Annotated in this window: 10 protein-coding genes; 3 read left to right on the top strand and 7 right to left on the bottom strand. The window is 69.1% G+C overall.

Going from position 1 to position 12,672, the window contains the following annotated elements; translation table 11 throughout:
• Positions 1 to 74: 74 nt before the first annotated feature.
• Both AC07NI_RS04500 and AC07NI_RS04495 read left to right on the top strand, forming a co-directional pair.
• A complete protein-coding gene (locus AC07NI_RS04500) occupies positions 75 to 1,271 on the top strand; it encodes a sensor histidine kinase (RefSeq protein ID WP_494616487.1) in 1,197 nt (398 codons plus the stop codon).
• Entirely contained in the window at positions 1,268 to 2,011 is a 744-nt protein-coding gene (locus tag AC07NI_RS04495) for a LytR/AlgR family response regulator transcription factor (protein WP_494616486.1), read from the top strand. The genes AC07NI_RS04500 and AC07NI_RS04495 overlap by 4 nt, the downstream gene beginning before the upstream one ends.
• Here AC07NI_RS04495 and AC07NI_RS04490 read toward each other — a convergent pair.
• The 3 genes from AC07NI_RS04490 to AC07NI_RS04480 all read right to left on the bottom strand — a co-directional run bounded on the left by AC07NI_RS04490 (position 1,998) and on the right by AC07NI_RS04480 (position 5,485).
• Positions 1,998 to 3,617 carry a GMC family oxidoreductase gene (locus AC07NI_RS04490; RefSeq protein WP_494616485.1) on the bottom strand — a complete coding sequence of 540 codons (1,620 nt, stop codon included), beginning with the start codon at positions 3,615 to 3,617 and terminating at the stop codon, positions 1,998 to 2,000. The two genes, AC07NI_RS04495 and AC07NI_RS04490, sit on opposite strands and share 14 nt — an antisense overlap.
• 33 nt (positions 3,618 to 3,650) lie before the next feature.
• Entirely contained in the window at positions 3,651 to 4,484 is an 834-nt protein-coding gene (locus AC07NI_RS04485; protein WP_494616484.1) for a sugar phosphate isomerase/epimerase family protein, read from the bottom strand.
• 80 nt (positions 4,485 to 4,564) lie between these two features.
• The gene (locus AC07NI_RS04480) at positions 4,565 to 5,485 is read right to left on the bottom strand and encodes a LysR substrate-binding domain-containing protein (protein ID WP_494616482.1); all 921 of its coding nucleotides are present in this window, start codon (positions 5,483 to 5,485) and stop codon (positions 4,565 to 4,567) included.
• A 104-nt stretch (positions 5,486 to 5,589) separates the two neighbouring features.
• Here AC07NI_RS04480 and AC07NI_RS04475 point away from each other — a divergent pair, with 104 nt between their 5' ends.
• Positions 5,590 to 6,351, top strand: coding sequence for a phytanoyl-CoA dioxygenase family protein (locus AC07NI_RS04475; RefSeq protein WP_494616481.1), 762 nt, complete (start codon positions 5,590 to 5,592; stop codon positions 6,349 to 6,351).
• 49 nt (positions 6,352 to 6,400) lie between these two features.
• Here the strand turns inward: AC07NI_RS04475 and glpK are convergent, their stop codons facing one another.
• From glpK to AC07NI_RS04455, 4 genes are read right to left on the bottom strand one after another with little or no spacing between them, the layout of a single operon-like run.
• Positions 6,401 to 7,885 carry a glycerol kinase GlpK gene (gene glpK, locus AC07NI_RS04470; protein WP_494616479.1) on the bottom strand — a complete coding sequence of 495 codons (1,485 nt, stop codon included), beginning with the start codon at positions 7,883 to 7,885 and terminating at the stop codon, positions 6,401 to 6,403.
• A gap of 1 nt (position 7,886) precedes the next feature.
• Positions 7,887 to 9,389: a glycerol-3-phosphate dehydrogenase gene (glpD, locus tag AC07NI_RS04465; RefSeq protein WP_494616478.1), complete on the bottom strand. Its 1,503-nt coding sequence runs from the start codon at positions 9,387 to 9,389 to the stop codon at positions 7,887 to 7,889.
• An 18-nt stretch (positions 9,390 to 9,407) separates the two neighbouring features.
• Complete coding sequence (locus tag AC07NI_RS04460) at positions 9,408 to 10,646, bottom strand: MFS transporter (protein ID WP_494616477.1); 1,239 nt, start codon at positions 10,644 to 10,646, stop codon at positions 9,408 to 9,410.
• Positions 10,646 to 12,655: an alpha-glucosidase gene (locus AC07NI_RS04455; protein WP_494616476.1), complete on the bottom strand. Its 2,010-nt coding sequence runs from the start codon at positions 12,653 to 12,655 to the stop codon at positions 10,646 to 10,648. The genes AC07NI_RS04460 and AC07NI_RS04455 overlap by 1 nt, the downstream gene beginning before the upstream one ends.
• Between the last annotated feature and the right edge of the window lie 17 nt (positions 12,656 to 12,672).

Genomic DNA, 12,672 nt, shown 5'->3' with positions numbered 1-12,672 from the left:
CCTCGTCCGACGAAACGGCCCAGGACGGGATGGGCCGCCGTGCGCGGGCGCGCGAGCTTTGCTAGCTTGGCGGCATGGCCAGCCTCGACGACGATCTCCGCACCCGATTGCCGCGTGGCGTGCTGTCCGACCTGGGCGGCTGGACGCTGTACCAGAGCTTCCGGACCTTCACCTGGCCGTGGCTGCTGCGGCGGGGAATCCTGTTCTGGCCGCTGGCGCTGTTCGCCGGCTCGGCCTTCGCGGCCTATCACGCCTCCAGCATGGGCGTGTGGAGCGACTGGCCGCCGCTGGCCTGGCGCGCGTGTCTGGCGGGCCTGCTCACCGTCACCACCGGCCCAGCGCTGGCGACCCTGGTCCGCCACCTCCGTCCGCCGGTGATCTTGGAGCGCGTGCTGGTGATCGCCGCCATTGGCCTGGGCCTCTGGATCGGCCTCGTCGCCATGAGTTGGGCGTCGCACTATCACGACCATCTGATGGAGGCCTATGCCGACCGCTCGATGAAGGTCGGGGTCTTCGCCAAGGTCTTCTCGCAGGTCCTGCGCACCAGCATCGACACCTCGGTGTTCGTCTGGGTGTTCGCCGGCGGCGGGCTGGCGACGATCTACTATCTGGGTGAGCGCCGACGCCTGGCCCAGTACGCGACCCAGCGCCAGCTGGAGACCCTGCGCGCTGAACGCAGCGCCGCCGACACCCGCCTGGCCGTGCTCCAGGCCCAGGTCGAGCCGCACTTCCTGTTCAACACCCTGGCCTCGGTGCGTTCGCTGATCGCCAGCGAGCCCGCCCGCGCCGCCCAGACCATCGACGCCCTGGCCGACTACCTGCGCGCCGCCCTGCCTCGCCTGCGCGAGGATCGGGTCGAGGACGCCACCCTGGATCGCCAGATCGACCTGTGCCTGGGCTATCTCGACCTGATGCGCGTGCGCATGGCCGGACGCCTGTCGGTGCGGGTCGAAGCCGATCCTGCCGTCCGCGCCCTGCCGTTCCCGCCGCTGATCCTGCTGACCCTGGTCGAGAACGCCGTCACCCACGGCGTCGAGCCCAAGCCCGGCCCCGGCGAGATCGTCCTCCGCGCCCGGCTCGACGGCGACACCCTGACCGTGACGGTCGAGGACGACGGCGCGGGCCTGACGCCCGGCATGACCCCCGGCCTGGGCCTGGCCAATGTCCGCGCTCAGCTCCAGAGCCTGTTTGGCGACCGCGCCGGCCTGGACGTCACCTCGCGTCCCGAAGGCGGCGTCAGCGCCCGCATCCACGTACCGGTCGCGTCATGATCACCGCCCTGATCGCCGAGGACGAGGCCCCGCAGCGCCAGGAGCTGCGGGCCATGCTGGCCGAGCTCTGGCCCGAGCTGACGGTCATCGCCGAGTGCGAGGACGGCCTTGAGGCGCTGGAGGCCTGGACCGCCCGGACGCCGGACATCGCTTTCCTCGATATCCGCATGCCCGGCCTCACCGGCCTGGAGGTGGCGCGACAGGCGCCGGAGGCGGCCCAGGTCGTGTTCGTCACCGCCTATGACGAGTTCGCCGTGAAGGCCTTCGAGGCCGGGGCCGTGGACTATCTGCTCAAGCCCATCCGCGCCGACCGCCTGGCCGAGACCGTGGCGCGGCTGCGAGCCCGCCGGACCGCACCGAAGATCGACATGGCGGCCTTGGCGCAGGCCCTTTCCGGTCAACTGGCGCCGAAGCGGGCGATCAGCTGGATCACCGCCAGCCTCGGCGACGTCGTCAAGATGATCGCCATCGACGACGTCGTCTGCTTCCAGTCCGAGGACAAGTACACGCGCGTGGTCACGGCCTCGGAGGGCGCCCACATCCGCACGCCGCTGAAGGACCTGGCCGAGCAGCTGGATCCCGAGATCTTCTGGCGCGTCCACCGCAACGCCATCGTCCGCGTCGCGGCGATCCGCCAGGTGAAGCCCGACGAGGACGGCCGCCTCCAGGCCTGGCTGAAAGGCGTCGCCGAACCGGTGCGGATCAGCGACGCTTTCCGTCACAAATTCAAGGCGATGTAAGGCGATCCTCCAGGATCATCGCCGCGCCCTTCTCGGCGATCATCACCGTCGGGGCGTTGGTGTTGCCCGAGGTGATGGTCGGCATGACCGAGGCGTCGACCACACGTAGACCGTCGAGGCCGCGCACGCGCAGGCGCTCGTCCAGCACCGCCATCAGGTCGTCGGCCAGCCCCATGGCGGCCGTGCCGACCGGATGGAAGATCGTCGTAGCCAGGGCTTTGGCGGCAGTCAGCAAGTCCGCGTCGGTGTCGGCCTCCGGACCGGGTCGGAACTCCTGCGGCGCATAGGCGGCCAAGGCGGGCTGCCCCATGATCCGGCGGGCCCAGCGCAGGGAGGCGACGGCGACCTCGCGGTCGGCCTCCGTGGTCAGGTAGCGCGGATCGATCAGCGGGCGATCGGCAAGGTCGGGCCCGGACAGGCTGACGCTGCCCCGGCTGGTGGGACGCAGGTTGCAGACGCTGGCGGTGACCGCGCCGAACCGGTGCAGGCCGTCGCCCCACTTATCCAGGCTCAGCGGCTGGAAGTGGAACTCCAGGTCCGGCGTCGCCAGGCGCGGGTCGGAGCGACAGAACATGCCGAGCTGCGATGGAGCCATGGTCAGCGGCCCTGACCGGCGCAGCGCGTAGTCGACGCCCATGCCCAAGCGCCGAGCGAGATTGGCGTAGTCGGTGTTGAGGGTCCGCACGCCGCTGACCTTGTAGACCGGCCGGATTTGCAAGTGGTCCTGCAGGTTGGCCCCGACGCCGGGCAGGTGGTGGCACGGCTCCACGCCTACGCGCTTCAGAGCTTCCGCATCGCCGATACCCGAGCGTTGCAAGATCACCGGCGACCCCACCGCCCCGGCCGCCAGGATCACCTCGCCCCTAGCGCGGGCGCTCATGGCCTGGCCACCACGCCGGGCACGCAGGCCGGTCACCCGCTTGCCGTCGAACGCCAACCGCTCGACCTCGACGCCCTTCTCCAGGCGCAGGTTGGCGCGTTTCAGGACCGGCTTGAGGAAGGCCGTGGCGGTGCTCCAGCGGCGGCCGGCGCGCTGGTTGACCTGGAAGTAGGACGAGCCGGCGTTGTCGCCGCCGTTGAAGTCGTCGATGCGCGGGACGCCGGCTTCTTCGCCTGCATGGCGGATAGCGTCCAGCACGTCCCAGCGCACGCGCGGATGCTCGACGCGGTACTCGCCGCCGGATCGGTGGTGATCGCCCTGCGGCGCGATGTGGTCCTCGTGGCGCAGGAAATAGGGCAGCACGTCGGACCAGCCCCAACCGGTCAGGCCGCGCTGGCGCCAGCCGTCATAGTCCTGCGCCTGGCCGCGCATGTAGATCATGGCGTTGATCGCCGAGGAGCCGCCGATCACCTTGCCGCGCGGATAGGCCAACACGCGGCCGTCGAGACCCGGCTGGGCGGTCGTCTCGAACAGCCAGTCGGCGCGCGGATGGCCGATCGCATAGAGGTAGCCGACCGGGATGTGGAACCAGATCCAGTCGTCCTGACCGCCGGCCTCCAGCAGCAGGACCTTGATCGACGGATCGGCCGACAGCCTGTTGGCCAGCAGGCAGCCGGCGGAGCCCGCCCCGACGACGATGTAGTCGTACTCGCCCAGATCGATCACGTTCGACTCGTCCTCCCGCCTGCGAGACTGGGGTCAAAGCGCCGGCGAGAACAACTTCTGGATCATCGTCTTCAGCGCCAGCGCCTCGGTCCAGCGGTCGGTCAGCTCGCGGCCTTCCGGATCAGTGATCGCATAGGGCGGCGGGCCCAGTTCGCAGAGGATCGGCAGGACGTCGCCCTCGCCGGCCCGGGCGCGCCAGTGGTCGATCCCCTGCCCCCACCAACCCTCGAACACCGCACGCCAGCCGACGCTAGTCGCAGCTTCGACAGGCAGCTGGACCTGGTTTGGCCCCGCAATACGCAGGTGGAAGGCGCCGCAGCGCGCCAGGATGCACTCGATAAGCTCGGCCATATGCGGGGCCGGCGGCAGGTCCATCTCGTGGGCGGTGACGTAGTGCGAGAGGTCGCCGGTCAGGGTCAGGTCCGGCAGAGCCGCCAGGATGTCTAACGTCCAGAAGAGGTCGTTGAGCACCCGGCCGCGATGGGTCTCGTAGAAGACCGGGATGGGATAGCCCTTCGAGACCGCCAGCAAAGAGACCATCAGGTCGATGGCTTCACCAACGCTCGCGGCGACATTGGCAACCTGGATGTTGACGTGACTGGCGCCGCCCAGAGCGAGCGCCTGATCGAGGTAGTGGGCCAATTGGTCGGCGTCGCGGACCAGCGCCTGAGCCTCCCAGGACAGACCCGTCTCAGCCATTCGCCGCGCCGTCGCCTCGGCGCGGGCCGTGTGGAACAGGTTGACCCCGACGCCGTCGAAGCCCGCCGCGACGATGCGATCCAGCGCGTCCTCGACGTTGTGGTCGAGATCGACGCCTGGCAGCCCGTCCATGGCCCACAGCGACTGGTAGACTTTCAACTTCGGCATCGCGCCCTCCCGAAAGCTCAGGAGACGCCGGAGCCGACCATAGGTCCAATCGCAAAAGCGCGGCGGCCCATGCGTCAATGCTATGAGCGGTTAGCCAGCTCCAGAGCGGCCGCGACCCGAGCCTGCGCCGCCACCGCTACGGCAGCGCGGAACTCGGCGATCACCGGCGGCGACGGCCCGATCTCCGGTTCCAGCAAGGCGAAGGCCACCTTCAGGGTCGGGCGGAAGCGGCGGACCACGACACCAAGCCGGTGGAACAACGGAGCCGAGAACGGCTCGGCCACCGTGACCCCCAGGCCCGCCTCGACATAGGCATAGGCCGGGAACGAATGCTGGGTCTCCAGCCGCCGGTGCAGTTCGACCTTGCGCTCCTCCAAAGCGTGGTCGAGGCCGAACCACAGGGCCTCGGCCTCGTGCATCGGGCCGATGAAGGCCTCGCCATCCAGGTCGCCGACATCGATGTGCGCTCGGGTCGCCAGGCGGTGGCCGGCAGGCAGGATGCAGACATATTCGGCTTCGACCAGCGGCGTGCTGACCACGCCCGTGCGCGCCGGAGCCTCGACCGCCAGCCCGATATCGGCCTGACCGAGGAACACCCGGTCGACCACGCCGCGCTGGCCCAGGGACTCGACCGTGATCTTGATGTCCGGATAGCGGGCGTTGAAGTCGGCGATCACCGGCGGCAACACCCCAACGGCGATGGCCGACAGCGAGGCGACGCGGATCGTGCCAACCGGATGGGCGCGGATGCGGCGCGCGGCCTGGTCCAGCAGGTCGAGGCCCGTGAAGCTGCGCTGGACGGCGTCGTACAGCGCCTCGGCCTGGGCGGTCGGGATGACCCGCCCGCCGCGCCGCTCGAACAGCTGGAAGCCGACCGAAGCCTCCAGGTCGGCGATCAGCCGGCTGACCGAGGGCTGGCTGACGCTCATCATCGTCGCCGCGGCGGTCACCCCGCCACTGGCCATCACCGCCCGAAACGCTTCCACCTGGCGCATGCGCATCGGCTATCCATAGGATTTTCAAATGAGCCGGGCAATCAATTCGATTTGATCCTATGGCCTGGCGGGTCGACCCTCCCCCTCAAGAAGAGCCGGGAGGTCCACGGATGTACGAACAACAGCGCGAGCAGTTCGCCCGCGAAGGCTATGCGGTCTTCGAGAAGGCCCTGGTCGGTCCGATGCTGGATATGCTGCGCGAGCAGTGCGACAGCTTCGTCGCCCGCGAGGACGCCCGGATGGACGAACTGGGCGTCGACACCATCGGCATCACCCACCGCGGTAAGCGCTATTTCGCCAACGAGTGCCAGCGCGAGCAGCCCAAGCTGCGCGAGATACTGTTCGGCGAGACCATGGCGGAGATCTGCCGCGCCACCCTGGGCGACGACGTCTATTTCTTCTTCGACCAGTACGTCGTCAAAGGCCCCAGCGGCGGCATGCCGTTCGCCTGGCACCAGGACAGCGGCTACGTGAACCACTATGGCGGGCCGCCTGCCCACAAGCCCTACCTGACCTGCTGGTGCCCGCTGGACGACGCCACGATCGAGAACGGCACCGTCCGTCTGCTGCCTTTCTCGCAAATCCCGGAGAGCCGCGAGGGCGTCCTGCCCCACACCAAGCAGGACGGCAGCAACGACCTGGTCGGCTGGACCGGCCCAGAAGAGGGCGTCACCGTCGAGGTCCCAGCCGGCAGCGTCGTGGTGTTCTCCAGCCGTGTTCTGCATGCGACCGGCGCCAACAGCACGACCAAGATGCGCCGGGTCTATCTGGCCCAGTATTCACCGGAAGCGATCATCAATCCCGGCACCAACCACCTGCGCCGCAACGCCATCCCGCTGCTGCGGGACGGCCAGCACGTTACCCTCGCCTAGTGCGATCTCGACGTCGCTGCGCCTCGTGCGCGGCGACGTCGGTCTTTTCCTAGCCCGCCATCGACACCACGGCCTCGACTGCCTTCCGCCAGCGCGAAGCCGAGGCCAGGCGCGTGGCGGCGTCGCCGGTAGGTTCGAAGCTTCGGTCCAGGCGCCAGAAGGCGCCGTCGTCGGCCTCCGGCATCACCGCACGTCGAGCCAGCCAAGCCGCGCCTAGCGCCGTTGCCTCGCGGGTCTGCGGGCGATCGACGGGCGCATCCAGCAGGTCCGCAAGCGCCTGCAGCATCCAGTCCGAGGCGCTCATGCCACCGTCGACGCGCAGGCGGTCCAGCTCGTGGCCTTCGCCCAGGTCGGCCGCCATGGCGTCCAGCAGGTCGCGGGTCTGGTGGCAGACGCTCTCCAGCGCCGCGCGGACTAGGTCGTCGGGTCCGGTGGCGCGGGTCAGGCCGAAGATCGCGCCGCGCGCCTCCGGTCGCCAGTCGGGCGCGCCCAGGCCCACAAAGGCCGGCACCATCAACACGCCGTCGTTGGCGGCGCGGCCAGCCATCACGTCGGCCTGGGCCGCGTCGGGCAGCACCCGCAGGCCGTCGCGCAGCCATTGCAACGCCGCCCCGGCCACGAAGATCGAGCCCTCCAGCGCGTAGGTCCGCTGGCCGTCGAGCTGGTAGGCGACCGTGGTCAGCAGACGGCGCTTGGAGACCACGGGTGTGTCGCCGGTATTGAGCAACAGGAAGCAGCCGGTGCCGTAGGTGGCCTTGGCCATGCCGGGCGACAGGCACGCCTGGCCGATCAGGGCCGCCTGCTGGTCGCCGGCCAGGCCCCGGATCGGGATCGCGCCGTCGAACCATTCCAGCGAGGTCGCGCCGAAGTCGCCAGAGCTGTCGCGGATGTGGGGCAACATCCCGCGCGGCACGTCGAACAGCGCCAGCAGGGTCTGGTCCCAGTCGCCGTCGTGGATGTTGTAGAGCTGGGTGCGCGAGGCGTTGGTGGCGTCGGTGGCGTGGGTCGCGCCCAGGGTCAGCCGCCACAGCAGGAAGCTGTCGACCGTGCCGCAGGCCAGCTTTCCCGCCCGCGCTGCTTCGCGTGCGCCGGGGATGTTGTCCAGGATCCAGGCGATCTTGCTGCCTGAGAAATAGGGGTCGATCAGCAGGCCGGTGCGGGCGGCGATCTCGGGCTCGTGGCCGCCGGTGCGCAGGCGCTCGCAGAAGTCGGCCGTGCGGCGGTCCTGCCAGACGATGGCGTTATGGATCGGCTTGCCGGTGGCGCGGTCCCAGACCACCACCGTCTCGCGCTGGTTGGTCAGGCCCATGGCGGCGATGTCGGCGGTGGCAAGGCCGGCCTGGGCGATGGCCTCCTGGCAGACGGTCAGGCTGCTGGTCCAGAGGTCCTCTGGATCATGCTCGACCCAGCCGGGTGCGGGAAAGTGCTGCGGGAACTCGCGCTGGGCGACGGCGACGATCCGCAGGTCGGCGTCAAAGACGATCGCCCGCGACGAGGTCGTGCCCTGGTCCAGGACGAGGAAGTGCTTGTCCATCTCAGCGTCCGGCCATGAAGGCGTCCAGCGCCGTGAATTGGGCCGCGTCGAGATGCAGGCCCAGCTTGCTGCGCCGCCAGACGACGTCGTCGGCGGTGCGCGCCCATTCGACGTCCATCAGGTAGCGGACTTCGCGCTCGTAGAGCCCCGCGCCGAAGTCTTGGCCGAGGCCTTCAAGGCTCTTGGCGTCGCCCAGCACGACCTTCGCCCGCGAGCCATAGGCTCGGGCCAGCCGGCGTGCGGTTTCCGGCATCAGGAAGGGATAAGCCGCAGCGACGTCGGCGATGCAGGCCTCCAGACCGCCCTTGCCCAGGTCGCCGCCCGGCAGCGGCTTGGTCGCCGTCCAGCGCGGCTGCCGCGCCCAGTCGATGTGATGGGAGAGCTTCTCGATCGCCGCTTCGGACAGGTGGCGGTAGGTGGTGATCTTGCCGCCGAACACGTGAATGACCGGCGCGGCGCCATGCTCGGCGTCCAGCGACAGCACGTAGTCGCGCGTGGCCTCCTGGGCGCTGTCGGCGCCGTCGTCCAGCAGGGCCCGCACGCCGGCATAGCGCCAGACAATCTCGTCGCGGGTGATCGGCTGGGCCAGGTACTCGCCGATGGCTTCGAGCAGGTACTCGACCTCGCCGTCGGTGGCCTTGACCTCGGCCGGGCCGGCGGTGTGGTCCATGTCGGTGGTGCCGATCAGGGTGAAGTCGTCCTGATACGGGATGGCGAAGACGATCCGTCCGTCGCCGTTCTGGAAGATGAAGGCGCGCGGGTCGAGCTTGCGGTTGACGACGATATGGGTGCCGCGCACCAGGCGCAGTCGGACATGGGCGTGGGTGGCAGTCAGGCCGGCCACGCCATCCGCCCAAGGACCGGCGGCGTTGACCAGCGAGCGGGCCGTGAAGTCCAGCACCTGCCCTGCTCCATCGACCGTCTGCACATGCCACAGGTCCCCATCGCGGCGGGCCGAGATCACGCGGGTGCGGGTCAGGATCGTCGCGCCGCGCTCGGCGGCGTCCAGGGCGTTCAGCGCCACCAGGCGGGCGTCATCGACCTGGCAGTCGGAATATTCGAAGCCGCGCTTGAACTGCGGGTCCAAGGCCTTGCCGGCCGGGTCGGTGGCGAAGTCCAGGCTCTTGGTCGCCGGCAGGCGCTTGCGGCCGCCGATGTAGTCATAGAGGAACAGGCCGATCCGCAGCATCCAACGCGGCCGCAGCGAACGGTGATGCGGCAGGATGAACCGCAGCGGCTGGATCAGGTGGGGCGCGATCGCCCATAGCCGTTCGCGCTCCTCCAGCGCCTCGCGCACCAGCTTGAACTCGTAGTGCTCCAGATAGCGCAGGCCGCCGTGGATCAGCTTGGTCGAGGCCGAGGACGTGGCCCCGGCCAGGTCCCCCTGCTCGATCAGCGCCACCCGCGCGCCACGCCCGGCGGCGTCGCGGGCGATGCCGCAGCCATTGACGCCGCCTCCAATGATCAGGAGGTCGAAGGGGGCGTCGGGACTGATGGCGGACACGTCTTCGGTACTCTCAGCTTAGAGGTTGGCCAGCCGCAACGTCGGCAGCCACAGGTGGATCCAGGCCAGGGCCAGCAGATAGGCGCAAGAGGCCATCAGGAACAGCGGCAGGTAGCCGACGCCGTTGGTCAAAAGCACGCCAGCCAATTGCAGCACCGCCATGCCCGACAGGTTGCCGGCCAGGGCGCCCAGGCTGGTGACCGTGCCCACGCGCTGGGTCGGGACGACGTCGGTGATGATGCCGAAGACATTGACCGAGAAGCCTTGGTGCGCAGCCAGGGTCAGGCCCAGCAGCAGGGTGGCGACCCACGGGTTGGGCGCGTGCAGCACCAGCGGCACCGGCACGACCAGCAGCGCGCAGACCAGCATCACCGTCTTGCGGGCCCGGTTGACGCTCCAGCCCCGCGCCAGCAGGCGGTTGACCACCGCGCCGGTGATCAGCGAGCCGCTGGCGGCGATCAGGTAGATGCAGGCCAGCGGAACGGCGAATTCCTTCATGCTGAGGCCAAAGATCCGGTGGAACAGGTCCGGCGTCCAGAACAGCAAGAACCACCAGACCTGGTCGAACAGAGCCTTGGCGCCCATCACCGCCCAGGTGGCGCGGTCGCGGAAAACATCGATCCAGCGGACCTTCTCGACGGGCGGTGCGACCGCGGTTTCGGAGGTTTCGGCTGGACGCGGCTTGAAGGCGTCGGAGTTGCCGGCGCCGCTCAGGAACCAGACGGCGACCCAGACAAGGCCCGCGCCGCCGACGATGGCGAAGGTGTTGCGCCAGCCGACCGCTCCAGCCAGGAACGGCACGAACAGCGGCGTGACTACCGCCCCCAGATTGCCGGCGGCGTTCAGCAGACCTAGCGCAAAAGACCGCGACTTGGCGTCGAAGACCGTGGCGATGGTCTTGATTCCCGTCGGCGTACCCAACGCCTCGGTCGCGCCCAGCGCCGCCCGGGCGAAGGTGAACTGCGCCACCGTGTGGGCCAGGCCGTGGGCCATGGCGGCCAGGCTCCAGGAGCCGACAGCCAGGGGGTTGGCGACCTTCAGCCCCACCCGGTCGGTGAACCAGCCGGTGAACAGGAAGGCGATGGCCGCCGACAGCTGGAACGTCGCGGCCAGATGGCCGTAGTCGGCGTCGGTCCAGTGCAGGTCCTCCTGCAACATCGGCTTGAGGATCGCGATGATCTGCCGGTCGGCATAGTTGAGGATGCTGGCGACGATCAGCAGGCCCAGCAGGAAGCGGCGATCGAGCTTGAAGGTCATCAGAGCGTCCTGAGATCGCGGAACAGCGCCGCGTCCGCCGCGTCGCCTCGGTAGTAGACGGGCGGCTTGCCCAGCGGCGCGGGGGTGTCGATGGTCTGGCCGCCGGCGAAGATCTGGCCCGACCAGGCGTGGACCCAGTCGGCGCCCGTCGGCAGGTAGACCGCGCGCGCCTTCTTGCCCTCCTCGATCACCGGCGCGATCAGCAGGTCTCGGCCGAACAGGTACTGGGTCTGCTCGGCATAGGTCGCCGGATCGTCCTCGTGGTGCAGGAACAGCGGACGCTGCAACGGCAGGCCAAGACCGCCGGCCTCGTCACGCAGGCTGCGGATATAGGGCGCCAGGTGGCGATAGATCCGGGTCATCCGGGCGAAGTGGGCCAGCACCTCGGGGTCCTGGTCCAGCTGCAGGTTCTGGTCGGGGCGGTTGCCCTCGTGCGAGCGCATGACGGCGGTGAAGGCGGCCATCTCGCTCCAGCGCATCAAGAGCTCGGCGGTGCGGACATTGCCGAAAAGGCTGGTGTAACCGCCGATGTCGCTGTGGTGATAGGCGTTGCCCAAGAGCCCTGAGGATAGGGCCGCGACGATCACCGTGCCGATGCCGTCATGGCGCGAGAAGTCCACCGACTGGTCGCCGGCCCACAGCAGCGGGCAATAGCGCTGCACGCCCGTATAGCCGGCGCGCATGAAGAACACGGTGTCGTCGGTCTTGCCCCGGCTGGCGACGGCGTCGGCATTGACCTTGGCCCAGAGGGTCGGCCAGGCGTTGTGCATCAGCATGCCGTCCACGCCATTGGCCAGGCGCACGTCGGTGGGCAGGTACTCGCCGAAATCCGCCATCCAGCCCGACAGGCCGAAGTCGAGCATCTGCTGGCCGATCACGGCCTCGGAGAACCACGCGGCCGCTGCCGGATTGGTGAAATCGACCACGCCGCAGTCGAACTCGCCGAAGTCGACGATGTAGGGCTCGTCTGCGTCTAGGCGCAGAGCCAGATAGCCGGCGTCCTTGGCCACCGGATAGAGGTCGCCGTCGACGCAGAGGTAAGGGTTCACATAGCCCAGGAAGCGGATGTCGCGCTGGGCCAGCTCGCCGATCTTGTGGTCCAGGCCCGGATAGCGCGTCTCGTTCCACTTCCAGTTCCAGAAGAGGCGCTTGCCGAACGAGGTGATGCGCAGGCCCACCCAGTCCTCGCACCACAGGCCCGAGATCGCCACGTCGGCCTTCTCGTAGGCCTCCAGGCGTTGGAAGCTCTCGTCGCCCTGCTTGAGGCCGATGATCGCGCCGTTCAGCACCCAGTCGGGCAGCGGCGGCTGGCGGCCAAAGCGCGTGGACAGCGCGCCGACCAGGTCGACAAAGCTGTCGGCGGTGGAGATCTCGATCCGCTCGGGGACCTCCCAGACCTCAATCTCGTGGAAGGCCTCATGGCGGAAGTCGAACACCGCATAGGCCGTGGTCTCGACGTGCACGGCATAACGGCGCGAGGAGATGAAGGTCGGCTGCGGATAGTTGGTGTGGAAATAGTCGCCGCCGGCCCCGACCTGATCGGCCATCCAGGTGATCTGGCTGGACTTGTCGCGGCCAACACCGGGCTCGGAGGTCCATAGCGGGAAGCGGCGGCCGCGCAGGTCGAAATAGGATAGCTGCTCGCCCGCGCCCCAGACGTTCTCACCGGCCTCGCCCACCAGGCGCAGCCACAGGCGGTTGATCGGGGTCGCGCCGGCGACCAGGGTCACGTGCCCGTTCGGGAAAACTTCCAGGACCAGGCGCTCGGCAGAGCCGGCCTCGATCGCGAAACCGATGCGGACACGGTCGGCCAACACCTCGGCCTTGGCGGCCCGCAGGCCCACCCGCTCGCTGACATAGTCGGAGATGGCGAAGTTGCCGCGGGCCATCTTCACGTCGGCCTCGCCGAGGCCGACGAACAGGCACGGCTCGGCTTGCGTGTGGCGCAGGATCTCGCGGCCCGCCGCGCGCAGGGCGAAGCCGTCGGTCAGGGAAATGTACTCGAGCACCTTGGCCTCCGCCCCGA

This window comes from Caulobacter sp. GW821-FHT10E02 (genome assembly GCF_059415225.1).
Note: the sequence above shows the minus strand (reverse complement) of the source record. Positions and strands in the feature narration are given on the sequence as shown.